The sequence below is a fragment of the Flavobacterium sp. W21_SRS_FM6 genome (genome assembly GCF_052119645.1).
Lineage (GTDB): Bacteria > Pseudomonadota > Gammaproteobacteria > Enterobacterales > Alteromonadaceae > Paraglaciecola.
Genome location: NZ_JBGQOM010000019.1, coordinates 1 through 24277, shown reverse-complemented (window position 1 = coordinate 24277; position 24277 = coordinate 1). Strand labels below are relative to the sequence as shown.

The following is a 24277-nucleotide window of genomic DNA, read 5'->3' as shown; positions in this document are numbered from 1 at the left end:
TCTTAGGAGTTTACATTTCTTCTTGCGTTATCTCGTCCAAACTTAAACTGAAACTCGGCACATAAGCTTTCATAAAATAATTCACTTCGTCTGAGCGATAATCTTTTAAAATTTTATCTAAACGTTTTTTTGCTAAACCAAATTCTTTATTACCGGCAGATAATTCTTCCAAGGTTTTTAAATAGGCACAGATCACATCTGCAGCTTTGACTATAAAGGCTTCGTCTTCAGAGTGATGATGGTGGTCAATCAAGGCGGCGTAATCGTCTTTAAAATCAGTAGGGGCCATATTAATCAGTTTTTGCTCAGCGAGTTTCTCGATCTTTTTATACTCTTCACGGATCACCGGATTTGAATATTTAACCGGTGTGGGTAAATCACCCGTTAAGACTTCTGATACATCATGAAACATGGCAATGGTGGCTACTTTGTAAGGATCTAACTTGCCCTCAAAATACTTGTTTCGGATCAACGCTAGGGAATGCGCCACCATGGCCACTTGTAAACTGTGCTCTTGCACGTTTTCGGAGCGAACGTTGCGCATTAGAGGCCAACGTGTAATTAACTTCATACGGGACAAATGCGCAAAAAAATGACTTTTTAAAGGGTTATGACTCATTAAGCTCTATACAACTTGTTTGTAATGTTTGAAAAAATTGCCAATGCGTTCAATAGCAGGACGAAGCACATCAACGTGAGGTAAAAACACTAATCTGAAATAGCAGCCTGTTTTTAGATTAAAACCACTGCCATGTACCACCAGCACTTTTTCTTGGCGTAATAAATCAAGCACCATGAGTTCGTCATTGGTGATATTGAATTTTTCAGCATCCACTTTTACAAAACAGTAAAGTGCACCTTTAGGCACCACACACGACAATCCATCAATTTGATTTATCAACTCGCAAGATAAATCCCGCTGCACTTTCAAGCGGCCGCCTTCCATTATTAACTCATTGATACTTTGATATCCACCGAGGGCCGTTTGTATCGCGTGTTGACTAGGCACGTTGGCGCACATCCGCATTGAGGCCAGTATGTTCAAACCCTCTATATAGTTTTGCGCTGGTAATTTATTACCGCTTACCAATAACCAGCCGGCTCTAAAACCTGCGACACGGTAGTTTTTAGACAAACCACTTAGAGTGATAAAAAACACATCACTGGCTAGCGCAGCGATACAATGATGCTGGGCATCGTCATATAAAATTTTGTCGTATATTTCATCGCTGATAATGGCAAAGCCAAATTCCCGGGCCAATTCAATAATCTGTAGTAACAATTCTTTGCTATACACCGCGCCTGTGGGGTTATTAGGGTTGATTAACACAATCGCTTTGGTTTTTGGGCTCACTTTACTGCGAATATCCGCAATATCAGGTTGCCAATCATTACTTTCATCACATATATAATGCACAGGTTTACCTGAAGATAAACTCACCGCCGCCGTCCAAAGAGGGTAGTCAGGGCTTGGGATCAATACTTCGTCTTTGTCGTTGAGCAAACCTTGCATCGCCATCACAATCAGCTCACTCACGCCGTTACCAATTATGATGTCTTCTACCGTAATATTACGAATATTCTTTTGCTGGTAATACTGCAACACTGCTACGCGCGCTGCGTAAATGCCTTTTGCGTCTGAATAGCCTTGTGACTTGGGGAGGTTGTGGATCACATCTTTTAATATGTCATCAGGTGCATCAAAACCAAAAGGGGCAGGGTTACCAATGTTCAGCTTTAAGATGCGATGCCCTTCATCTTCCATCTTTTTTGCGTAGTCAAGAATTGGACCGCGAATGTCATAACAAACATTTTCTAATTTGTTGGATTTATTAATAATTTTCATTGGTGTAGTTGGCTCATTGAGATGACAACAGATTAATACACTAGCCATATGACTGTTAAGTGTTTATTTCATTTGTCTGTAGGCTTTTTTGTTATATATGCATATTAGGTTAATCGCTACCAGACAAGCTTACTTAAATGGCGTTTAAAATTCACAAAAGCTTACAAACATAACTTGGCAAAAAAACGGTTTGTTTGTATCACTCAAAGGAGGGATTCGTTTTTGGAGTAACATATGGCTTTTCCTCTACTGCTATTAGGTGCCAGTGCTATCCTTGTATTAGCAAGTAATAAACATTCCAAGCAAGGTTCATCGCACCCGCTTGCTAAAAATGGCCAAAAATGGGTTAAACCGCAAAATGGTGCGATTGTCAGTTGTGGTATTTTTGGGGTGTTTGATCATAGCGGTATTTGGCTCGACGGAAATATAATTGAATTAAAAGGAAATGGTTTAATTCGAGGCATTTCACCAAAGCGGTTTTTACAAAATCGCAGCGGCAAACAAATTTACGTGGCATGCGATAATAATGATAGGCCGGTAACAGACGACACTGTCGCCATAAGGGCCAGTGAAAAGTTATTTCACTATTGTGAATATGACCTTATCAGAAATAACTGCCATAAGTTTGTTTGGTCTTGCGTCAGCGGAAAATCCACAGCACTCACTGGTTTTTCAGAGCTGAACAGTTTGTTAGCTGAGCATTATGATTGTGAAATTCACTGGCAAAAGGCTGAAATTTAAGCATTAATAGAGAACTACGATCTTTCTCTCTTTGCTTGCGTAAAGATAGTAGAACAACCTTGATATATATGAATTGGTAGTTTAAACCTTTATTAGGGATAACAAAAAATAATACCTAAGCGGAGTCAAGTTATGTCAGAACATTTTAAAGAAGCACCCCACAATGCCATTGTCGACAGCCATATAGCCCGAGTCATACCCTGTAAAAAGCTCGAATTCAGCGATCCTTTTAAATGGATCGTACTTGCTTTGAGGGATGCAAAACGAGCGCCTATCTTAACCTTATTTTTTGGCCTTGTGTTTGCTGCCATTCCATTGTTTATAACCTACTTGGTGCAATTAACTGGCTGGCACTTGGTCATTATGCCCGCTATTGTTTGTTTTATGTTGATAGGTCCGTTCCTTGCTGCAGGCATGTACGACGTCAGTTGGGAGCTTGAAAAAAATCATGTACCTAGTTTGTGGCATAGTATTAAAGCGATAAAGCGTAATGCCGTGAATGAATGGGGTTTAGGTATTATGTTAATGGTGCTCATGATCTTTTGGTTGCGGATCGCCTCTATCATCCACGCCTTATATCCCCCTTATCTTGATGAAAATTGGGATAATTTAATGCCATTTTTAGCTGTTGGCACAGTAGTTGGGGCAGGTTTTACCTTACTGGTATTTTTCTTAAGTGCTTTCACTCAGCCTATATTGATGGAACGCAAGGTTGACCTTGCAACGGCAGTGCTCACTAGCATGAATAGTGTGTGGGTAAACAAGGGGCCGATGCTGCTGTGGGCCGGTATTATTTTGCTATCGGTGCTAATCGGCTTTGCTACCTGGTTTATCGGCTTTGTATTTTTGATGCCGATTATTGGATATGCCACATGGCATGGCTATATCGATACAATAGAAACAAAACGGGAACGGCATTTCGAGTAAAAATTGTTCAATAAAAATAGCATCTTAGGATGCTATTTTTGTTTTAGGTGGTATAAACCCACCGGGTGTTTTTCGCTAACTAGGATAAACATCATCTTTAGGGCACTTTATTAGTCAGTTATTCCAACAGTAATTATTCCACTCGATTAAATCGCAAGGTCTTGTTTCAAATACTCATTTACCATTTACAAACTTATAACAAGAAATATACGAGTTACCTACATCATGGTCTACATCCTTCTTAAGGTAAGTAAATGAAAGACAGAAATCATTTATCTAATATTGGGCTTAGTCATCACGTTAATGTGATCAGCAACGGCCTTGTCGATATTCCCATGTTACAAATTTTGCAAGCCGATGGTGTGCCGCACGAAGAAGCGGTATTACCTAACATGCCGCAAGACCTTGCAGAGAAAATTCTCACTACAATGCAGTATATTCGCATCTTAGATGAGCGGATGGTTGCGGCTCAGCGGCAAGGTCGGATCAGTTTTTACTTAGCGTGTACTGGCGAAGAGGCTTCCACAGTAGGCAGTGCCGCTGCCCTTGAACCTCAAGACATGATCATGTCGCAATATCGAGAACAGGGCACCTTGGCGTTTCGGGGCTATACCACCGAACAATTTATGGATCAGATGTTCAGCAATGAAAAAGACCCCAACAAAGGGCGTCAAATGCCGATTCACTATGGTGTAAAAGAACTCAATTTCATGACTATTTCATCGCCCCTTGGTACCCAAATTCCTCAAGCCAGCGGTTATGCTTACGGACAGAAAATGGCGGGCCAGCCAGCTGTGACTATCTGTTATTTTGGTGAAGGCGCTGCGTCAGAAGGTGACTTTCATGCTGGTTTGAACATGGCTGCGGTACTGCATTGTCCGGTTATCTTTTTCTGTCGCAACAATGGTTATGCTATTTCTACGCCTTCTGAAGAGCAATTTGCCGGAGACGGGATTGCGTCGCGCGGTATTGGCTATGGTATTAGAACTATCCGTGTTGATGGCAATGACGCCTTGGCGGTTTATGCTGCGACGCTAAAAGCCCGTCAACTGGCTCTGGCAGAAAACTGCCCAGTACTCATTGAAGCCATGACCTACCGTTTAGCAGCTCATTCAACCTCAGATGATCCCACCGGTTATCGTTCAAAAGACGAAGAAGAACGCTGGCGCGCGAAAGATCCGGTTTTGCGTTTTGCGGCGTGGATGCAAAGCAAAGGCTGGTATGACGAAGAGCAAAATAAAGTATTTTTAGAGCAAAGTCGTCAAGAAGTATTAAACGAGTTAAAACGTGTAGAAAAAGTGCCCATTTGTAAAATTGATGAAATCATCAATGACGTATACGACACGCCGCCATGGCATTTAAATGAACAATTAGCCGCACTCAAAGCCCATATCGCCAAATATCCTGATGCTTACCCTAAAACAGCAGGGAGACTGTAATGGCTAAAATGAATATGTTGCAAGCGGTAAACAACGCGTTAATCACGGCCATGAACGAAAACGAAAAAGTCATGGTGTTTGGTGAAGACGTAGGCCATTTTGGTGGGGTGTTTAGAGCCACCAGTAATCTGCAAGAACAATTCGGTAAAGGACGCTGCTTTAACACGCCCCTAACAGAACAAGGCATTATTGGTTTTGCCAATGGTTTAGCGTCGCAAGGCTCAGTACCTGTGGCTGAAATTCAATTTGCTGATTACATTTTTCCGGCCTTTGACCAAATCGTAAACGAAACTGCCAAGTGGCGGTATCGTTCTGGCGGGCAGTTTAGTTGCGGTACGTTAACCATCCGAACGCCTTACGGCGGTGGTATAGCCGGTGGGCATTATCACTCACAGTCGCCCGAAGCATTTTTCGCTCATGTACCGGGTTTAAAAATCGTCGTCCCACGCAATCCTTACCAAGCAAAAGGTTTGTTACTTGCGTCAATTCGAGATGATAACCCCGTGCTTTTTATGGAGCCAAAACGTTTATACCGTGCTTCAGTTGGTGAAGTGCCAGAAGATGATTACATCTTACCTTTGGGCAAAGCGGAAGTGGTTTCTGAAGGCAAGGATATTACGTTACTGGCTTGGGGTGCTCAAATGGAGGTCATGGAGAAAGCCGCGCAATTAGCCACAAAGGATGGCATATCATGTGAAGTCATCGATTTACGCAGTATTTTACCTTGGGATCGTGACACGGTCGCAGCCTCGGTACAAAAAACAGGGCGTTTGCTTATTAGCCATGAAGCCCCCTTAACTGGTGGTTTTGCCAGTGAAGTTGCAGCCAGTATTCAAGAGAAGTGCTTTTTATACCTTGAGTCTCCAATAAGCCGAGTATGTGGATTAGACAGTCCTTATCCTTTAGCACATGAGAAAGAATACATGCCAGATCACCTAAAAATTTACGAAGCGATTGTTCGCTGCGTTAACTTTTGATCATATTAGGAGCCCAGAAAAATGACTGATTTTATTCTGCCTGATATTGGTGAAGGTATTATTGAGTGTGAACTTCTTGAATGGCTAGTGGCCGAGGGCGATGTGATCGTTGAAGATCAGCCCGTTGCTGAAGTCATGACAGATAAAGCCACAGTACAAATTCCCGCAATGTACTCAGGCAAGGTGATAAAGCTGTACTACCAAGCCGGGGAGATTGCAAAAGTGCATTCACCTTTGTTTGCTATGCATATTGAGGGGGCAGAGCCACAACCTAAGGCTAATGAAGTTAGCAACGCTGAATCAAAACTACAGTATGAAGCGCCTAAAGCGGCAACTATTGCTCCTGTGAGCAGCAATTCAATCGATTTTATTTTACCGGACATTGGTGAGGGAATTGTGGAGTGTGAGCTGGTGAGTTGGTTAGTCAGTGAAGGTGAGGAGATATTAGAAGACCAAGCTGTCGTTGAAGTGATGACCGACAAAGCCCTAGTTGAAATACCGGCTAAATACTCAGGCACGGTCAGTAAGCTGTATTATGCTCAAGGTGACATTGCAAAAGTGCATACCCCGTTATTTGCTATGTTGGTGAATGATGGCGTGTCTGGGCAGGTAACTCAGGGCGCAACAAATTCAGCAAGTCAGCCGGCCGTTAGGGTAGGTGAAGATCGTTTAAAGCCAACTGAAGAGGTATCAGCTGCGCGCCAAGGCAAAGCGCTGGCCAGTCCTGCAGTTAGGCGGCTTGCCCGCGAACTCAACATCGATTTATCTACGGTCAAGGGCAGTGGTGATAAAGGTCGTGTACTGAAAAGTGATTTAAGTCAAGCTGCTGAAGTAAATGCTGCGCCTGTTGTCGCACCTCCCACTGTAATGGGTGGTACGCGCAAAGAGCCCATTCGTGGTATTAAAGCGGCCATGGCAAAACAAATGTTACACGCTGTGACAACGGTGCCGCACTTTACCGTGAGTGATGAAATTGCCTTAGATAATTTGATTGCGGCGCGAAACCAACTTAAAGATAATTTTGCGACGCGCGGGGTAAAACTCAGTTTTATGCCGTTTTTTATCAAGGCGATGTCCTTGGCCTTGAAACAGTTTCCGATTATCAATAGCCAGGTAAATAAAGATTGCAGTGAAATCACCTACTTTGATGATCACAATATTGGGCTGGCCATTGATTCTAAAATTGGTCTGGTGGTACCAAATATCAAAGGCGTTCAACATTTATCTTTATTTGAAATCGCCCAAAAGGCCAATGAATTAGTGGAGCAAGGGCGTGAAGGTAAGCTAAAAAGTGCAGACTTGAAGGGCGGAACCATCAGTATTTCAAACATCGGGGTGCTTGGAGGAACGGTTGCTACTCCGGTCATTAACGCACCTGAATCCGCGATTGTCGCTCTGGGTAAAATTCAACGTTTACCACGCTTTGATGCTAACGATAACGTAGTAGCGGTTAATATCATGCAAGTAAGTTGGTCAGGCGATCATCGTATTATTGATGGAGCCACCATGGTGAGATTTAATAATTTATGGAAGTCTTATTTGGAAAATCCGCTTACAATGTTGGTAGAATTAGCCTAACGCTGTTTGAGTACTAACAAACCCGCATTATGCGGGTTTGTTTTTTCATCTATTTGCCTTTTTGGAGTCTGAGCATTGTTTAGTTATCGTCATAGTTTTCACGCGGGCAATCATGCCGATGTCATCAAACATTTAGGTCAAATGTTACTGATTGCTAAGCTTAAAGAGAAAGATAAAGGCTTTGTATACATGGATACGCACAGCGGCGCCGGCCTATATGATCTGCATTCTGATAACGCACAAAAAACCGGAGAGTTTAAACTGGGCATAGACAAGCTCATGGACTACCAAGGTTCAAATAACGATGTTGTCAACTACGTCGAGTTAATATCCCATTACCATCGTCATAATAGTTATCCTGGCTCACCAGAGATTGCGCGTACGCTGATGCGTGAACAAGACAAACTGGTCTTGATGGAATGGCACAACCAAGAAATTGACAATCTCCGTCACAATGTCAGTGGCAGTAATATTGCTATTCATCATCGTGATGGCTTTGAAGGTTTACTTGCCATGGCTCCGCCGCCTTTGCCTAGGGGATTGGTTTTAATCGATCCGTCTTATGAGGTCGCTGAAGAGTATCAGCAAGTAGCGCAAACCGTTGCTAAAGCCTATAAACGTTGGAGTACCGCAATCTTTGCGATTTGGTATCCCTTAATTGCTCATCGTCAAGACAGTGAAAATGGCCACAGTTACGCACAAAGTAAAATGGGTAAAAGCGAAGGTTTACTTGCTGCCCTTAAACAGCAAAATTTCAAAAATTTGCTGCAAATAGAGTTATGCGTAACCACTAAGGAGCAAGGCGCAGGCATGTACGGCTCTGGCTTAGCGGTGATTAACGCGCCATGGCAGTTCGACGAACGCATGCGCGCTGCTTTAACAGAGCTACAGCCTATGTTAGCGCAATCGTCGGATGCGAGTAGCTCGGTTTCATGGTTAATTGCTGAGTAATTGAGCTGATGTTAACCCCCGCAGGGATCAAACATTTTTACATACCTGATGAGCAGTCCATTTATTTGCTGTCGCACAAAGACGCTAAAAAATTAAAAGACTGGTTTAAGTTGTGTACCGCACAACTTGAGTTGTTGGGATATAACAACATTGAGTTAATCGGTAAAGGTGCATTTGGCTTCGCGTTCGCGGGTCAGACTGCTGAGGGACTAGCTAAGGGTGAACAGGTATCTCAGTGGCGCCATGCAGCAGGTCGTCAGCATTTTGTGTTTAAATTTTCACGTATTAATCTGCCACAGCATATTCAAGATAGATTAGAAGAAGAAGCTTACATGTTAAGCCATGTAGAGCATAAAAACGTACCAGCCTTAATCGAATTTCAGCGCATTAAAAAACAAGCTATCTTAGTGATGGAACGCGCAGCCGGTGACGATTTAGAAAAAGTGTCACTGCAACGTGGTCCTTTGTCACCCAGGCTTATTGTCAAAATCGCGGTGCAGTTGGCAGATGTCTTACGTTATTTGCGTAACTTCAAGCACGAGGGCGACAAGAAACCCATTGTGCACGGTGACATTAAACCCTCAAACATCGTATTTGATGCCAAATCAGAAGGGATTGGCTTGATTGACTGGGGCTCGTCGGTGTTTGCACAGATAGACGAACATGGGCATTTTGTGAGTCAAAACATTATGGATTTGATGTCCAGTGAATTACAGCAGACCAATGCACGTTTAGGTGATATTTATTTTATTGGTGACGAACAATTAAACGGGGGTTTATCTAGCCCTCGGTTTGACGAACAAGGCCTAGCGAGTACCCTGTACGCCCTAGCGTCAGGTCAGTCATGTCGCTTTGGTTATCGTGTTATTACCCCGCAATCATTGGGCCTACCTAAAGAACTGGCGCTGACCTTAAGTGCTATGTTGAGCGATGACGCAGCAGTGCGTAAAGAGGGCGGCGATTACTTTTTGCAAAATATGCAGTTCATGAAAAATCTATTGTTGATAGATGAACATCACGAGCAAGAAAAAGCCTTGATACCCAGCTGGGTCGTTCGCAAAGAAAAAGAGATTGATACCGTCGTGTACAGCTCGCGTAAATCCTTTTTAAGAGCAGAGTCATACAAAGAGCATGACGAACTGCGGTACATGAATGACGCGCAGTTTGAACGGTATTATAAAAACTATTTACAAGGAATGGGCGAAACCGAAAAAGCCTTTGTTTCAGCGGTGAGTCGTTTGGGTAAATACCCGGTGGTAGGCGGTTTAGCCATGCGCTGGCAAGATGACGGCGTATATATTGATTCAAGTCTAAACCTCTATGACCAGTCGATGCAGCGCTCGTTTGAGGCATCAATTAACAACATGGTGTATTTGGCCCGAGCAATACAACACGTTGGTGTATTTAAATGCTGTTTGTTTAATGCACGGGATACCTTGCACTTGGAGCGAACGGAAGAAAGCGCGCCGTTTATACCCGAAAAAGGCATGCGCATTCCCTACGAACTGAGTCGAATCTCAGTACCAGAAGATGAAAGTAGAATGCACTCGTATTTTGAAGATGGTGATGATCCCGACGAGTTATTGGCCTTGCCGCCTGAGTTACTGAGTATTATTCGCCAGTTAAATAGTATTCATCACACAGGCTGTATTATTTTTGAGGCCTTGCCCACCCATTTAAAAATTCACAGTTACTACACCTTGCTCAATCACAAATTAGAGCTGGAATTTACTAGCTTACTGCGGGATATTATCGATTTGATCCCGAAAATAAAAGGCTTAGGTATTTCAGGCTTCATGAAGTTACCCTACAAAGATACCCGTTTTTTTCAGCATCAAGCGAAACGAGCTGATAAGTTTTATCCTAGAGATCCTCGTCAACAAAAACGATCACAATAATTGACCAAAAGAGTAATCACTATGCCAGACATTAAATTAGTCGAATTGTTAACCCTTGAGAAAATAGAGCAGGGGCTCTTTCGGGGGCAAAGTTGGGACTTGGGATTTAGAGCCTTGTTTGGTGGTCAAGTTATGGGGCAAGCATTGGCTGCCGCTCAATTAACTATGCCTGAAGGTCGCATTGCCCACTCATTTCATAGCTACTTTTTATTGCCTGGGGATGCCAACCAACCTGTAGTCTTCGATGTTGAAAATGTTCGAGATGGCCGAAGTTTTTCGACACGTCGCGTAAAAGCCATTCAAAATGGTCGTAATATTTTTTACATGACGGCCTCATTTCAATTACCCGAGGCAGGCTTAGAACACCAATACGCTGTTATGCCAGATGTACCAGGGCCAGAAGAAATTGAGCCCGATATTAAGTTTTATGAAAAATCATTAAGTGACATGTCTCTGCGTATGCGAGAAACCTTGAGCTATCACAAGCCCATTGATACGCGCACTGTTCAAGCGATTGACCCATACAAACCACAAGTACAAGAGCCTAAACGTTATATTTGGATGAAAGCGCAAGAAGTGCTAAGCGGAAATATCAACATCAACCAAACGATGTTGGCATATGCTTCTGACTACCATTTTCTAGGTACATGTTTACAACCTCATGGTATTGCACCTCGCAATAAAAGTTTGCGCATGGCAACAATTGATCACGCAATGTGGTTTCACCATCCGTTTGATTTTGACGATTGGCTGTTGTACTGCGCTGAAAGCCCCTTTACCGGTGGCGCACGGGGGTTGGTGAGAGGCCAATTTTTTAATCGACAAGGAAAGCTTGTTGCATCAACAATGCAAGAAGGCTTAATGCGCAACGTTGAGGAAAATTCATGATTTATACCTTAGGAAAGCACAGCGTAACCCTCAATGAACCGGCTTTTGTGGCACCAGGAAGTCATGTTATGGGCCAGGTTTGTTTAGAAAAAGACAGCAGCGTGTGGTTTAACGTGGTGATCCGCGGCGATTGCGATTTAATCACAGTCGGCCAAGGCAGCAATATTCAGGATGGCTCGGTACTGCATACTGATCATGGTGTGCCCCTAACGGTGGGTAAGGGGGTTACCGTGGGGCACAAAGTGATGCTGCACGGCTGTGAGATTGGCGATTATAGTCTGATTGGTATCAATAGCGTGATTTTAAACGGTGCAAAAGTGGGTAAACATTGTGTCATCGGCGCCAATACCTTAGTGACCGAAAACATGCAGGTGCCTGATGGTTCAGTGGTAATGGGCTCGCCAGGTAAGATAGTTAAAACCATTTCAGACTCGCAAAAAGCCATGTTAGAAAAATCGGCTGAGTACTACCTTGCTAATGCAAAGCGTTTTGCTAGCGAGCTAACGGCACACAGTTAAAGTTAATTTTTCTTCGTGCCTTAAGTTTTTGTTGCCCTTATAAAAAGGCCCGGCGCTATTGCTAGCCCGGGCTTAGGGGGATTGGCTCTTCTGTAGAGCCGTGCGCTAATCAAACTGGTCTGGTTAAACTGGTAAGGGTTTTAAGGATGTAAAGTGTAGAACATATCTGATTAAAAAATAGTCTAATGATTAAATTTAGTTAAGTGTTTATTTTTACTTCTATTCAGGTTTTTTGGTTCACTTCGTTTTTTCCTAATTTTTTCTACGCACGCCAACTGCCAATACTAGTAAACGCTGTTTTTACTTGACCAGTATTCATATTATTTATGGCCACTATGAAGCCCTTGTTTACTGATGAATGAGCTGTAATTATCCGTTTATGGTTATCTCAATTAAGTCTATTTATGAATTTACAATTTAAGAGTTTTTTCCCTGCGCAACGAACATTAATGGGGCCGGGTCCCTCTGATGTTAATCCGCGCATTTTAACTGCCTTATCGCGTCCAACTATCGGCCATCTTGACCCGATGTTTGTTGATTTAATGGATGAAACAAAACAATTACTGCAGTATGCCTTTCAAACGCAAAACGAACTCACCATGCCTGTTTCTGCTCCTGGCTCAGCGGGGATGGAAGCGGTATTTGTTAATTTAATTGAATCAGGTGACAAAGTTATCGTGTGCCAAAACGGTGTTTTTGGTGGGCGGATGCAGCAAAACGTACTTCGTTGTGGTGGTCAAGCCATTATGGTGCAAGACGATTGGGGTACTGCAACTGACATCAATAAGTTGGAACAAGCCTTAAAAATGCACCCAGATGCAAAAGCCGTAGCGTTTGTGCATGCAGAAACCTCTACCGGCGTGCGCAATGATGCACAAGCTTTATGTGCCTTGGCTAAGGAATATGAGTGTTTGACTATTGTTGATGCGGTAACGTCACTAGGGGGTATTGAGCTGGCCGTCGATGATTGGCAAATAGATGCAATCTATTCAGGCACACAAAAATGTTTATCGTGTGTACCAGGCTTGTCGCCGGTTTCATTTAGTCAGGCTGCTATTGAGATTATTAAACATCGTCAAAGTCCGGTACAGAGCTGGTTTTTAGATATGGACTTGGTGATGGGCTATTGGGGCCAAGGAACCAAACGGGCGTATCATCATACTGCGCCGGTAAACAGTATTTACGCTTTGCATGAGGCCTTATTGATATTGCATGAAGAAGGTTTACAAGCATCATGGACCCGACACGCACACATGCACCAATTGTTAAAAACGGGGCTAGAAGAGTTAGGGTTAGAATTTGTTGTAGATGAACAAGACCGATTACCTCAGCTTAATATGGTGCGTATCCCTGAGGGGCTGGACGATGGGGCAATTCGTGCTCGGTTGCTGCAAGACTTCAACTTGGAAATCGGTGCGGGCTTAGGTGTACTCGCCGGCAAAGTCTGGCGGATAGGGTTAATGGGTTATGGAGCAAATCAGAAAAACGTTGATTATTGTGTAGAAGCACTGGCTAGCGTACTAAAAAAGTAAGTTTCACTTCATTTCAAAATTGTCGACAATTTAGTTTGATCTTTGGCAAAAAGTGACTAAGCTAAGGTCCAAGTTTAAAATTGTCGACAATATGATGCCTGCACCTGTTTCAAATCTAAAAGTAACAACTCGCGCTGAGACTGTCTTTACTGACCTAAGACAACGTATTGTCGAGGGTGAAATTGCGATGGGCAGCAAGATCAGTGAGCCAGAACTGGCTCGTTATTACGATATTAGCCGCAGCACCTTGCGTGATGCGCTGTCGCGTTTAGAAGGCAGCGGCTTACTTGAGCGTAAAGCAAATATAGGCTATCGCGTAGTAACATTGTCGACAGAAAAATTATTAGAGCTATTTCGAGTACGTGAATCCTTAGAAGGGATGGCTTGTTATTTAGCGGCGCAAAATATGACAGCCGCGCAAATAGCGGAACTCAGAGAACTACTCGCTGATCACGAAAAAAACGAAGCACTGCAACAGGGCGAAGCCTATTTTCAAAAGGCGGGTGACTTAGACTTTCATTTTAAAATTGTGTTTGGCAGTGCCAATCAATTGTTGATCCGCTTGCTCTGCGAAGAACTCTACTATTTGGTACGGATGTACCGATTTCAATTTGGCATGGCCAGTCCTCGCGCCAAAAAAGCGTTTACCGAACATCACAATATTATCCAAGCCATTGAAGATAAAGATGGTGAATTGGCTGAGATCCTCATGCGCAGGCATATCTCAGCTTCTCGTTTAAATGTCGAAAAACGGATGAATACCCTATGACAAGCTCAATACAATTAACTCCCGGACAGCGTTTTCGTCTGGCTGTGGAAAAAAACAAACCATTGCAGATCGTTGGCACCATCAATGCGTATTGCGCCATCATGGCTCAGCAAGCCGGTCATCAAGCCATCTATTTATCGGGTGCTGGTGTCGCGAATGCCTCCTATGGTTTACCTGATTTGGGCATGACATCCTTAAATGATGTGCTTATTGACGTCAGTCGAATCACCAGTGCCAGTGAATTACCCTTGCTGGTGGACATTGATACGGGTTGGGGCGGGGCATTTAATATTGCCCGTACCGTTAAAGAAATGATCAAGGCTGGTGCCGCTGCAGTGCATATCGAAGATCAAGTGGCGCAAAAACGTTGTGGTCATCGGCCAAACAAAGCCATTGTGTCAAAAGAAGAAATGGTTGATCGCATTAAAGCCGCGGTTGATGCCAGAACGGATGACAGCTTTTTTATCATGGCTCGAACTGACGCTTTTGCTCAAGAAGGTCTAGAAGCGGCGATTGAGCGGGCACAAGCCTGTGTTGAAGCCGGTGCTGACGGCATATTTGCCGAAGCCATTAAAACGGAAGAACATTACCGTGCATTCTCAAAGGCCATCAAGGTGCCCATTTTGGCCAATATCACCGAATTTGGCCAAACGGAATTATGGAACAAACAGCAATTAGGTGAGTGGGGCGCGGCCATGGTGCTGTATCCACTCAGTGCATTTAGAGCCATGAATAAAGCGGCTGAAAGTGTGTATCAAAGCATTTTACAACACGGCGATCAAAAGCAAGTGATAGACCAGATGCAGACTCGTATGGCGTTATACGATTATTTGGGTTACCACGATTTTGAACAGAAATTAGATAGTTTGTTTTCAGCTAATAAAAATAACTAAGCGACGCTGAAAACAGACTTCACCAACTAACAGTAAGTAAAAGGACAGAAAAATGGTTGATAAAAAATTAAGTGGTGCAGGTTTACGTGGTCAAAGTGCGGGTGAAACGTCTTTATGTACCGTGGGTAAATCTGGCTCTGGTTTAACGTATCGTGGTTATGACGTGTCCGATTTAGCCGATAACGCCACCTTTGAAGAAGTGGCCTATTTACTTTTTAAGGGCCAATTGCCCAATCAAGCTGAGCTGAATAGTTACAAGTCTGAATTAAAAAAACGACGTGACTTACCCCAAGCGCTTAAAGAGGTTTTGCAACGTATTCCTGCTAGCGCACACCCCATGGATGTGATGCGCACCGGCTGTTCATTTTTAGGCAACCTAGAGCCAGAAAATGACTTTAGCCAACAGCATCAAGCGGCCAATCGTTTGTTGGCTGCTTTCCCAGCCATTATGTGTTACTGGTACCGTTATAGTCATGATGGTGTTGCGATTGAGTGCCACACAGAAGAAGACTCCATTGCAGGGCATTTTTTGGCTTTACTATTGGGTAAAACGCCCAGTGAACTGCACCGAAAAGTGATGGATGTTTCACTTATTTTATACGCTGAACACGAATTTAACGCCTCAACGTTTACCGCAAGAGTGTGCGCATCTACTTTGTCAGATATGTTCTCGTGTATCACAGGGGCAATTGGCTCGTTGCGTGGTCCTTTACACGGAGGTGCCAATGAAGCTGCGATGGACATGATCCAAAGGTTTAGTTCGCCCCAAGACGCTAAAATACAAATGGCGGGTATGTTAGAGCGTAAAGAAAAAATCATGGGCTTTGGTCACGCGATTTACCGTGAGTCTGATCCCCGTAATGTGATCATCAAAGCATGGTCTGAAAAGTTATCCGAAGAGTTTGGTGATAGCGCGCTTTACGATATTTCAGTGGCATGTGAAGAGTTTATGTGGGAAAGCAAAAAGCTATTTTGTAATGCAGATTTTTTTCATGCTTCGGCGTATCACTTCATGGGTATTCCTACTAAGTTGTTCACTCCCATTTTTGTCTGTTCACGGTTGACCGGCTGGGCAGCCCATGTCATGGAGCAGCGCTCAAATAACCGCATTATTCGTCCTAGTGCTGATTATATTGGTGAAGCACCTCGTCAGGTTGTGCCCATTAGTCAGCGCTAAACGCTATTGTTAAACCCCTTTCACTACAAGACAGGACAATATGAATACGCAATATAGACGTGCCTTACCTGGCACCAAGCTCGATTATTTTGATACACAAGCGGCAGTCGATGCCATCAAACCAGGGGCGTATGCTGAATTACCTTATACCTCGAAGGTGCTTGCAGAAAACTTAGTTAGACGCTGTGATCCAGCGCAGTTGGTTGATGCCTTAAAACAATTAATTGAGCGTAAGCGCGACCGGGATTTTCCATGGTTTCCTGCGCGAGTGGTATGTCACGATATATTGGGTCAAACCGCCTTAGTGGATTTAGCGGGTTTACGGGATGCCATTGCTGCCAAAGGGGGCGACCCAGCGCAAGTTAACCCCGTGGTACCAACCCAGTTAGTAGTGGATCATTCCTTGGCCGTAGAATTTGGTGGCTTTGATAAAGATGCTTTTGCCAAAAATCGTGCAATAGAAGACAGACGTAATGAAGACCGCTTTCATTTTATAAATTGGACGAAAACCGCTTTTAAAAACGTTGATGTGATCCCTCAGGGTAACGGTATTTTACATCAAATCAATTTAGAGCGTATGTCACCCGTGGTACAAAGTCGTAACGGCGTGGCTTTTCCAGATACCTTGGTAGGAACAGATAGCCACACCCCTATGGTCGATGCACTAGGGGTCATTGCAATTGGTGTTGGTGGCTTAGAAGCAGAGAGCGTAATGTTGGGCCGTGCCTCTTATATGCGCTTACCCGATATTATTGGTGTAGAGCTGAAGGGTAAACCCCATGCAGGGATCACCGCGACCGACATCGTTTTGGCCTTAACGCAATTTTTACGTCAACAAAAAGTCGTGTCCTCGTACTTAGAGTTTTATGGTGAGGGTAGCAAACATCTTACCTTAGGCGACCGAGCCACCATCTCCAATATGACACCTGAATACGGTGCCACAGCCGCGATGTTTTACATTGATCAGCAAACCATTGACTATTTGACATTAACAGGGCGCGAAGAGGCGCAAGTAAAGTTAGTTGAAACCTACGCCAAGCAAAATGGTTTGTGGGCTGACAGCATGGTGAAAGCGCAGTATGAAAGAGTATTGCATTTTGATTTAAGCCAAGTGGTGCGCAATATTGCCGGCCCATCTAACCCCCATGCCTGTGTGCCAGTAAGTGAATTAGCAAAGCGTAAGATCAGCGGGGTGGTTGAAAATGAAAAGGATCTGATGCCTGATGGTGCGGTGATTATTGCTGCAATTACCAGTTGCACCAATACCAGTAACCCGCGCAATATGGTGGCCGCGGGTTTATTAGCCCGCAACGCGAATAAGCTCGGTTTACAGCGTAAACCTTGGGTCAAAACTTCACTTGCTCCTGGCTCAAAAGCCGTCCAACTTTATTTAGAAGAAGCCAAACTGTTACCCGAATTAGAGCAGCTAGGTTTTGGTATTGTGGCCTTTGCCTGTACCTCTTGCAATGGGATGAGCGGAGCGCTCGATCCTAAAATTGCAGACGAAATTACTTCCAGAGATCTTTACGCTACTGCGGTATTGTCGGGTAATCGTAACTTTGACGGGCGTATTCATCCTAATGCCGATCAAGCATTTTTAGCCTCACCACCTTTAGTTGTAGCCTATGCAATTGCAGGAACGATTCGTTTCGATATTGAAAAAGATGTCTTAGGATACGACGCCGGCGGCAAGGCTATACGCCTTATAGACTTGTGGCCAAGTGACGAAGAGATTGATGCAGTAGTAAAAAGCAGCGTTAAACCTGAGCAATTTCGCAAAGTGTATGAGCCAATGTTCGACTTAAAAGTTGAATACGGTGAACATATCGACCCGCAATATGCATGGCGCGAGAAAAGTACTTATATTCGCCGTCCTCCTTACTGGGAGGGGGCACTGGCTGGTGAGCGCAGCATGCAAAACATGCGAGCTTTAGCGGTATTGGGTGATAATATAACCACCGATCATTTATCACCTTCAAACGCCATCACCTTAGACAGTGCTGCAGGTGAGTATCTGCATAAAATGGGTTTACCCGAAGAAGATTTTAATTCCTATGCTACCCACCGTGGCGATCACCTAACCGCCCAGCGCGCTACCTTTGCTAACCCTAAATTATTGAACGAAATGATCAAAGACGCTGATGGCAAAGTCATACAAGGTTCGTTGGCACGCATTGAGCCAGAGGGCAAAACGAGCCGGATGTGGGAAGCTATCGAAACGTATATGCAGCGCAAGCAACCGCTGATCATTATCGCCGGTGCAGATTACGGGCAAGGTTCATCGCGAGATTGGGCTGCCAAAGGTGTGCGTTTAGCCGGTGTTGAAGTCATCGTGGCTGAGGGATTTGAACGTATACACCGAACCAACCTTGTGGGTATGGGGGTATTACCACTTGAATTTACGAATGGCGAAAATCGTCATACGTACCACATCGATGGCTCTGAAACCTATGATGTAGTTGGCGACATATCGCCCGGCTCATTGTTAGATGTAAAAATGACGCGCAAGAGCGGTGAGCAAATTAGCCTAGCGGTTAAATGTCGATTAGACACCGCTGAAGAGCTATCGATATATCAAGCGGGTGGGGTGCTGCAACGCTTTGCTCAAGATTTTTTAGACGCAAAAAAATAGCTGCCAGAGGCGAGTATCGAGAGTCATACTAAAGGCGGCAGCAGGAAGGACGACTAGTAAAATCACTGGCCATTGATATTGCTTTTACCCGGGGCTCGTGGAGTGATATCGCAGGCTTAATATTTGACCGATAGAGAGAATAAAATGACTTATAAGCCACAATTAAAAATTCCTGCTACTTATATGCGTGGAGGAACCAGCAAAGGCGTATTCTTTCGATTACTAGATTTACCAACCGCTGCCCAATCTGCTGGGGTATTTAGAGACAAATTGATGCAGCGGGTGATTGGTAGTCCTGATCCTTATGCTAAGCAAACCGACGGTATGGGCGGTGCCACGTCGAGTACCAGTAAAATAGTGATTATTTCACCCAGCAGCCAGCCTGATCACGATGTAGACTATTTGTTTGGCCAAATTGCGATTGATAAAGACGTTGTTGATTGGAGTGGTAACTGCGGAAATTTGTCTGCAGCCGTAGGCCCATTTGCCATTAGTAATGGGTTTATTGCTAAGGATAAAATACCACAAAATGGCACACTGACAGTCAAAATTTGGCAAGCCAATATTCAAAAAACCATCATAGCCCATGTACCTATCGTTGACGGGAAAGTGCAAGAATTGGGTGATTTTGAATTAGACGGAGTAACTTTTCCGGCGGCAGAAATTCAACTCGAATTTGTTGACCCTGCTGATGATGCCGATGACGACGGCAAAGGCTTATTTCCAACAGGCAATGTCGTTGACGAGCTTGATGTGCCTGAAGAATGGGTCGCTGGTGGTAAGCTTCAAGCCACGCTAATCAATGCCGGTATTCCCACTATTTTTGTTGATGCAAAAAGTATGGGCTACAGCGGTATTGAACTGCAAGACGACATCAATAGCGATCCTAAAGCCTTAATTCGTTTTGAATCATTACGTGCTATCGGCGCTGTAAAAATGGGGTTGATAAAAGACCTCACTGAAGCAGCTAATCGCCAACATACCCCTAAAATCGCCATTGTTGCCCCGCCGCAAGATTACATTGCATCTAGTGGTAAACCAATCAAAGCCACTCAATTAGATTTGCTTGTGCGCGCGATGTCGATGGGTAAATTGCACCACGCCATGATGGGTACCGCTGCCGTAGCTATAGGCACCGCTGCATCTATTCCTGGTACGTTAGTGAATATAGCTGCAGGCGGCAGTGAACGCAGTACTGTATGTTTTGGCCATCCATCAGGTAGTTTAACGGTTGGCGCTGAAGCGAAATTCATTGAAGGTCAATGGCAAGTCACAAAAGCCATAATGAGCCGCAGCGCACGGGTATTGATGGAAGGTTGGGTGAGGGTGCCGGAATAGAAGCAGTTTTACGCTACGAGTTCCTGGCATCGAGCTATGTGTAAATGGCAGAGAGCGTAGACCTTATAAAAGCTAGTCCAGTTATAAAACTCAAATCTATACCCTCACGCTAAGTGTCTGGATGTCGAATTCTGAAAACCAGTGTTCGACAACCAGTCAAACTATTTTCATTCTGTCATCCAGAAATATCCCATTCAATCTGTCGTCCCGAATGAGTGCAACGACGAGGGATCTTGCTTTAGCCGTAACAACACACCAAATATAAATACCTACAACCTCGATAAAGGGCTCACCACACTGTTGCCCCCGCGCTGCAGTATATGCGTGTAAATCTGCGTGGTACGCAAATCAGCATGCCCGAGTTGGTCTTGCACTGTGCGAATATCTGCACCAGATTGCAACAAATGGGTAGCAAAGGAATGGCGCAAGGTATGAGGTGTGACTGTTTTGTCAATATTCGCTTTTTTAGCCGCAAAACGAATAGCCTTTTGAATGGCTGACTCATCAATATGATGGCGACGTAATGACTTATCTTCAGGATCTTTTGATAATTGCCGCGATGCAAACAAATATTGCCATTCCAATGAACGGTTGGCCTTTTTGTATTTTAGTCGAAGGCGGTGGGGTAAATATACACCTGAGTAATCGGGATTAATTAAATCTGCGTCCAAATATTGTTGCACAAGCGTAATCTGCTGCCTTAGGTCAGGGACTAGTTCATCAGCAAGAGTAACGACACGATGTTTGCCCCCTTTACCATACCAAATTCGAATGGATTTATAGTCAAAATCAATGTCTTTCACTCTCAGCCTCATACACTCCATCAAGCGTAATCCGCTGGCATAAAGAATCGAAACGGGTAATTTATGTTGAGCGTTTATGACCGCCAGTAAACGCCGCATTTCATCGGTGGTTAACACAACTGGCAGTTTCTGTTGCCTCGAGCTTTTAACAAAGTTAAGTTTTACGTTTAAAGGGCGGCGTATGATATCGCGATACAAAAACACCAAGGCATTTAACGCGGAGGTTTGTGTGGCAGCTGAAACATCAAGCTCTAATACTAAATGAGATAGAAATGCCTCAACTTCCGAGTCGTGCATTAAATTAGGGTGTTTTTTCTGATGAAAGTGAATGTAACTACTGATCCATTTTAAATAAGCTTCAATAGTTCGTTTAGCATAACGCAGCTTGAACATCTCATCTTTTACCATATTTAAAAATATTGATTTAGGCATTTAAGCGTCCTTATTATAACTGTTTATTTGTACAGTTATAGTAAAACTTCCGCATAACAGCAAGATTTAGGAATTATTCCGTCTTTCCACACCATGAGTTTTTTGAATTGGAAATAAATTTAACCTATACAGTAAGATAAATACTATGTTAAAAAAGACAAATGTAGAAAAGCGGAATAAATCCGTGTTTAAAAACGGAACTTTTCCGGATATTAATATTGTTATAGCGCTTTGACCTTACAATTTATTGGTTAATATCGGTAGTAAGTTTTAGGCTCAAAAGTTTGTGGTTAGCTAGGGCATTTTTCGGTAATCGTCCTTTCAATTTTTAGCCAAACAATCTTTTAAACTTCCAATAGTTTCATCAGTATCAGTTCAACCTAACATGCATTTTTTCGTTGTAGTTTTGCTCAAGGTTGTTTTACAGTGTGGGTAATAATTTTAATCATGTTGTTGTGCAAACAGGGCAGGCGGCAAGCCGCGATAGTTCATTAGGTTGGCGCAATAACAATCAAAGGCATCGGACGCAAAAAGCCGCGCCGTTGCTTTGAGCGTTATAGCGCTTTGGCCTTACAACTTATTGGTTAGTATTGGCAGTAAATTTTAGGCTCAAAAGTTTGTGGTTGGCTAGTGCATTTTTCGGTATTCGCTCATTCAATTTTCAGCCAAACAACCCATTAAACTTCCAACAGTTTTATCAGCATCAGTTCAACCTAACATGCAATTATTCGTTGCAGTTTTAATCAAGGTTGTTTTACAGTGTGGGTAATAATTTTAATCATGTTGTTTTGTTAACAGAGCAGGCGGCAAGCCGCGAAATTGCAACTGGTGGCGCAATAACAAGCAAAGGCATCGGACGCAAAAAGCCGCGCCGTTGCTTTGAGCGTTATGTCTTTTGATGAGGAAAAAAAAGAAGCCTGCGCTATAGCAACTAAATTGCTCTCTGATAATTCTCTCTATTTAGATAATGTTTTAAGGCTCTCCCGTCTAGGTGCAAAAATATACGGGCAGTGCTGGGATACAGAGTTTCATGTTTTTGGTGTCATCGCATCAGATACTGATCACTTGCCACTGCAACACGTGAGGCAACAATGCTCGGAAGAGTTTCTGGTAAAAGCAGATATAGAAATTACTGGTATCATCAAATTTTATTCAAAGGATATCGAAGCTAGCTGTAAGAAAATTTTGAGTAAATATGGAAATCAGTAATGAGAAAAAAGTGAAAGCTCTTTCTTTCAAGAGTCAGCTTCATCTGTTTTTAGTGAGTTATTTTCGGGTTCGCGAGCATCGGTTGTTTGGTCTTCGCTGATTCGCATCAGTTGTTGTTTTGAGTTCAAACGAGTATATTTTCACCTAAATGGTTAACGCAAGGAGACATGGATTGTTGTATCAAAACCGCACCAACATTCAGCAGCATAACAATCGCATCAGTTCACTCCCTTCGGTCGCTGGGACAACTTTACGGGCGCATTTCGCTTCGCTCAAAAGCTGCACCCATAAACTTGCCCTCTATGCGGGGTGTTATGGGTGGCTATATTAATGAAGTACATTTTACCTTTGCTCTTAATCATGCTTGCTGCAAGCTGTTCAAAAAATCCGGAGCTAATAGACTCTGAAGAACCATTTTCATTGCTGTTAAGTGCTAACCAAAAAGCAAATGCAGAGCTCAGTCTTGTTGTCGACTTGAAGTCTGACTCCGGCCATCAACTTCTTGTTTTTCATTCTGTTGAAAATAATCACAATTATGCCGCTGTTTCTAGTTCTAATATGCAATGTGTTATCGATATAGCTAATTACGAAGGACCATATGGTGGCGTGATATTTAGTTGGGTGGGGCCAGATACTTTAGAGATATTATTTCCCAAAGAATTGGTGATAACTAAAAAGTTGGATAAGCGCTATAAAAAATGTGGGGAATCAGAATTATACGTTACATATAAATATATAGATTAGTAGGCTTAATAAGTGAGCATAGCGCAAGCTCGTTCTTTCAAGAGTCCCTCTCATCAGTTTTTAATAAGTTATTTTCGGGTTCGCGAGCATTCGTTGTTTGGTCTACGCTAGTCGACATCAGTTGTTGTTTTGGATTCAAACGAGTATTGTTTTACCTAAATGGTTAACGCAGAGGAACATGGAATGTTTAGTCAAAACCGTAATAAATCCAAGCAACATAACAAACGCATCAACTCGCTCCCGTTGGTCGCTGGGACAATTTTACGGGCGCATTTCGCTTTGCTCAAAAGCTGCACCCATAAACTTGCCCGTTATGCGGGGTGTTAGGTTTTTTGAAAGTATGAGTGATGAAAATCTAGTTAAGTTACATATCGACTTGCCAAATCACTGGGCTATTGGTGGAGAATCCATGTGGGCAACTCCACTTGGGAATGATTTATATCGAATAGAAAATGTTCCCTTTTTTGCGTATGGTTTAAATTTTCTAGATATCGTTCTCGCTAAAAGTGAGTCGGAAGATTTAATTCCAGAAATTTGTTCTGTAGTAACTCCTAGCGGTCATAGAACATATCGAATTATGTTTGATAAGAAGCTTAATCGTGACAAACAAGTCGAGTTGTTAGCATCTCTAGAGCAGCACTCCGCAACGTATGAGCGTGCAAATGAAAGAGACGTTTCAATTGATATTAAGGCAGACGGTGATTACTTAGCAATATATGACCAACTTGCTCTATATGAAGAACAAGGTTTACTTTCATTTGAAACTTGCGAGTCTAGAGCAGAAGGGAGTTTCGATGATCTTCCTAAGTAAGAAACCTAACAAACTGTTTAATAGTGGACAAAATTCAGTTGGCTGGTTTCGCTCCGCTTCACATTATAGCCAACAAAATTTTGCCCATTAACAGGGCGTTAGTTGCCAAGGAAAAGTTTTGTATCGAATTTACTTATTTGCACTTTTAATCATTCCTAATTTGGTGCTAGCCAA

The 24277-nt window shown here is 43.2% G+C and carries 21 protein-coding genes; 18 read left to right on the top strand and 3 right to left on the bottom strand.

The features are described from left to right. Positions 1-10 precede the first annotated feature (10 nt). Positions 11-619, bottom strand: a complete 609-nt coding sequence (gene yfbR, locus ACEN2L_RS20250; RefSeq protein ID WP_306023568.1) for a 5'-deoxynucleotidase — start codon at positions 617-619, stop codon at positions 11-13. A gap of 6 nt (positions 620-625) precedes the next feature. Then, positions 626-1846 carry a pyridoxal phosphate-dependent aminotransferase gene (locus ACEN2L_RS20245; RefSeq protein WP_306023569.1) on the bottom strand — a complete coding sequence of 407 codons (1221 nt, stop codon included), beginning with the start codon at positions 1844-1846 and terminating at the stop codon, positions 626-628. Positions 1847-2080: 234 nt separating this feature from the next. Here ACEN2L_RS20245 and ACEN2L_RS20240 point away from each other — a divergent pair, with 234 nt between their 5' ends. From ACEN2L_RS20240 to prpF, 15 genes are all read left to right on the top strand, one after another. After that, complete coding sequence (locus ACEN2L_RS20240; RefSeq protein WP_441745902.1) at positions 2081-2587, top strand: lecithin retinol acyltransferase family protein; 507 nt, start codon at positions 2081-2083, stop codon at positions 2585-2587. A gap of 132 nt (positions 2588-2719) precedes the next feature. Next, complete coding sequence (locus ACEN2L_RS20235; RefSeq protein ID WP_306023571.1) at positions 2720-3514, top strand: DUF2189 domain-containing protein; 795 nt, start codon at positions 2720-2722, stop codon at positions 3512-3514. Between the two features lie 254 nt (positions 3515-3768). Continuing rightward, positions 3769-4953 carry a thiamine pyrophosphate-dependent dehydrogenase E1 component subunit alpha gene (locus tag ACEN2L_RS20230; RefSeq protein ID WP_441745901.1) on the top strand — a complete coding sequence of 395 codons (1185 nt, stop codon included), beginning with the start codon at positions 3769-3771 and terminating at the stop codon, positions 4951-4953. Then, positions 4953-5930 carry an alpha-ketoacid dehydrogenase subunit beta gene (locus tag ACEN2L_RS20225; RefSeq protein ID WP_441745900.1) on the top strand — a complete coding sequence of 326 codons (978 nt, stop codon included), beginning with the start codon at positions 4953-4955 and terminating at the stop codon, positions 5928-5930. Before ACEN2L_RS20230 ends, ACEN2L_RS20225 begins: the two co-directional genes overlap by 1 nt. A gap of 21 nt (positions 5931-5951) precedes the next feature. Continuing rightward, positions 5952-7508, top strand: coding sequence for a dihydrolipoyllysine-residue acetyltransferase (locus ACEN2L_RS20220; protein ID WP_441745899.1), 1557 nt, complete (start codon positions 5952-5954; stop codon positions 7506-7508). Between the two features lie 75 nt (positions 7509-7583). Then, a complete protein-coding gene (locus ACEN2L_RS20215) occupies positions 7584-8459 on the top strand; it encodes a 23S rRNA (adenine(2030)-N(6))-methyltransferase RlmJ (RefSeq protein ID WP_441745898.1) in 876 nt (291 codons plus the stop codon). Positions 8460-8467: 8 nt separating this feature from the next. Continuing rightward, entirely contained in the window at positions 8468-10357 is a 1890-nt protein-coding gene (locus tag ACEN2L_RS20210; protein WP_441745897.1) for a protein kinase domain-containing protein, read from the top strand. A gap of 21 nt (positions 10358-10378) precedes the next feature. Beyond that, the gene (locus tag ACEN2L_RS20205; protein WP_306021934.1) at positions 10379-11245 is read left to right on the top strand and encodes an acyl-CoA thioesterase; all 867 of its coding nucleotides are present in this window, start codon (positions 10379-10381) and stop codon (positions 11243-11245) included. After that, on the top strand, positions 11242-11763 hold the full coding sequence (locus tag ACEN2L_RS20200) for a gamma carbonic anhydrase family protein (RefSeq protein ID WP_441745896.1): 522 nt from the start codon (positions 11242-11244) through the stop codon (positions 11761-11763). The genes ACEN2L_RS20205 and ACEN2L_RS20200 overlap by 4 nt, the downstream gene beginning before the upstream one ends. Before the next feature lie 404 nt (positions 11764-12167). After that, entirely contained in the window at positions 12168-13295 is a 1128-nt protein-coding gene (locus ACEN2L_RS20195; RefSeq protein ID WP_441745895.1) for a pyridoxal-phosphate-dependent aminotransferase family protein, read from the top strand. 52 nt (positions 13296-13347) lie between these two features. Continuing rightward, positions 13348-14064 carry a GntR family transcriptional regulator gene (locus ACEN2L_RS20190; RefSeq protein WP_441745894.1) on the top strand — a complete coding sequence of 239 codons (717 nt, stop codon included), beginning with the start codon at positions 13348-13350 and terminating at the stop codon, positions 14062-14064. After that, on the top strand, positions 14061-14957 hold the full coding sequence (prpB, locus tag ACEN2L_RS20185; protein ID WP_441745893.1) for a methylisocitrate lyase: 897 nt from the start codon (positions 14061-14063) through the stop codon (positions 14955-14957). Before ACEN2L_RS20190 ends, prpB begins: the two co-directional genes overlap by 4 nt. Before the next feature lie 52 nt (positions 14958-15009). Beyond that, positions 15010-16134 (top strand): bifunctional 2-methylcitrate synthase/citrate synthase, encoded by a 1125-nt coding sequence (gene prpC, locus ACEN2L_RS20180; protein ID WP_441745892.1) that lies wholly within the window; start codon positions 15010-15012, stop codon positions 16132-16134. A 40-nt stretch (positions 16135-16174) separates the two neighbouring features. Then, on the top strand, positions 16175-18766 hold the full coding sequence (gene acnD / locus ACEN2L_RS20175; protein WP_441745891.1) for a Fe/S-dependent 2-methylisocitrate dehydratase AcnD: 2592 nt from the start codon (positions 16175-16177) through the stop codon (positions 18764-18766). Positions 18767-18910: 144 nt separating this feature from the next. After that, positions 18911-20104, top strand: coding sequence for a 2-methylaconitate cis-trans isomerase PrpF (gene prpF, locus ACEN2L_RS20170; RefSeq protein WP_441745890.1), 1194 nt, complete (start codon positions 18911-18913; stop codon positions 20102-20104). 269 nt (positions 20105-20373) lie between these two features. On the opposite strand, the gene ACEN2L_RS20165 is transcribed toward prpF, so the two are convergent. After that, positions 20374-21339, bottom strand: coding sequence for an integron integrase (locus tag ACEN2L_RS20165; protein WP_441745889.1), 966 nt, complete (start codon positions 21337-21339; stop codon positions 20374-20376). Positions 21340-22227: 888 nt separating this feature from the next. Here ACEN2L_RS20165 and ACEN2L_RS20160 point away from each other — a divergent pair. From ACEN2L_RS20160 to ACEN2L_RS20150, 3 genes are all read left to right on the top strand, one after another. Next, positions 22228-22548 carry a hypothetical protein gene (locus ACEN2L_RS20160; protein WP_441745888.1) on the top strand — a complete coding sequence of 107 codons (321 nt, stop codon included), beginning with the start codon at positions 22228-22230 and terminating at the stop codon, positions 22546-22548. Positions 22549-22878: 330 nt separating this feature from the next. Then, entirely contained in the window at positions 22879-23292 is a 414-nt protein-coding gene (locus tag ACEN2L_RS20155; protein ID WP_441745887.1) for a hypothetical protein, read from the top strand. Positions 23293-23632: 340 nt separating this feature from the next. Next, positions 23633-24103: a DUF4265 domain-containing protein gene (locus ACEN2L_RS20150; protein WP_441745886.1), complete on the top strand. Its 471-nt coding sequence runs from the start codon at positions 23633-23635 to the stop codon at positions 24101-24103. The last annotated feature ends 174 nt before the right edge of the window (positions 24104-24277 follow it).

What these genes read in the sequence shown, in the direction of transcription:
- yfbR (WP_306023568.1), bottom strand. Translation starts at nt 619, where the DNA reads ATGAGTCATAACCCTTTAAAAAGTCATTTTTTTGCGCATTTGTCCCGT.
- ACEN2L_RS20245 (WP_306023569.1), bottom strand. Translation starts at nt 1,846, where the DNA reads ATGAAAATTATTAATAAATCCAACAAATTAGAAAATGTTTGTTATGAC.
- ACEN2L_RS20240 (WP_441745902.1), top strand. Translation starts at nt 2,081, where the DNA reads ATGGCTTTTCCTCTACTGCTATTAGGTGCCAGTGCTATCCTTGTATTA.
- ACEN2L_RS20235 (WP_306023571.1), top strand. Translation starts at nt 2,720, where the DNA reads ATGTCAGAACATTTTAAAGAAGCACCCCACAATGCCATTGTCGACAGC.
- ACEN2L_RS20230 (WP_441745901.1), top strand. Translation starts at nt 3,769, where the DNA reads ATGAAAGACAGAAATCATTTATCTAATATTGGGCTTAGTCATCACGTT.
- ACEN2L_RS20225 (WP_441745900.1), top strand. Translation starts at nt 4,953, where the DNA reads ATGGCTAAAATGAATATGTTGCAAGCGGTAAACAACGCGTTAATCACG.
- ACEN2L_RS20220 (WP_441745899.1), top strand. Translation starts at nt 5,952, where the DNA reads ATGACTGATTTTATTCTGCCTGATATTGGTGAAGGTATTATTGAGTGT.
- ACEN2L_RS20210 (WP_441745897.1), top strand. Translation starts at nt 8,468, where the DNA reads ATGTTAACCCCCGCAGGGATCAAACATTTTTACATACCTGATGAGCAG.
- ACEN2L_RS20205 (WP_306021934.1), top strand. Translation starts at nt 10,379, where the DNA reads ATGCCAGACATTAAATTAGTCGAATTGTTAACCCTTGAGAAAATAGAG.
- ACEN2L_RS20200 (WP_441745896.1), top strand. Translation starts at nt 11,242, where the DNA reads ATGATTTATACCTTAGGAAAGCACAGCGTAACCCTCAATGAACCGGCT.
- ACEN2L_RS20195 (WP_441745895.1), top strand. Translation starts at nt 12,168, where the DNA reads ATGAATTTACAATTTAAGAGTTTTTTCCCTGCGCAACGAACATTAATG.
- prpB (WP_441745893.1), top strand. Translation starts at nt 14,061, where the DNA reads ATGACAAGCTCAATACAATTAACTCCCGGACAGCGTTTTCGTCTGGCT.
- prpC (WP_441745892.1), top strand. Translation starts at nt 15,010, where the DNA reads ATGGTTGATAAAAAATTAAGTGGTGCAGGTTTACGTGGTCAAAGTGCG.
- acnD (WP_441745891.1), top strand. Translation starts at nt 16,175, where the DNA reads ATGAATACGCAATATAGACGTGCCTTACCTGGCACCAAGCTCGATTAT.
- prpF (WP_441745890.1), top strand. Translation starts at nt 18,911, where the DNA reads ATGACTTATAAGCCACAATTAAAAATTCCTGCTACTTATATGCGTGGA.
- ACEN2L_RS20165 (WP_441745889.1), bottom strand. Translation starts at nt 21,339, where the DNA reads ATGCCTAAATCAATATTTTTAAATATGGTAAAAGATGAGATGTTCAAG.
- ACEN2L_RS20160 (WP_441745888.1), top strand. Translation starts at nt 22,228, where the DNA reads ATGTCTTTTGATGAGGAAAAAAAAGAAGCCTGCGCTATAGCAACTAAA.
- ACEN2L_RS20155 (WP_441745887.1), top strand. Translation starts at nt 22,879, where the DNA reads ATGAAGTACATTTTACCTTTGCTCTTAATCATGCTTGCTGCAAGCTGT.
- ACEN2L_RS20150 (WP_441745886.1), top strand. Translation starts at nt 23,633, where the DNA reads ATGAGTGATGAAAATCTAGTTAAGTTACATATCGACTTGCCAAATCAC.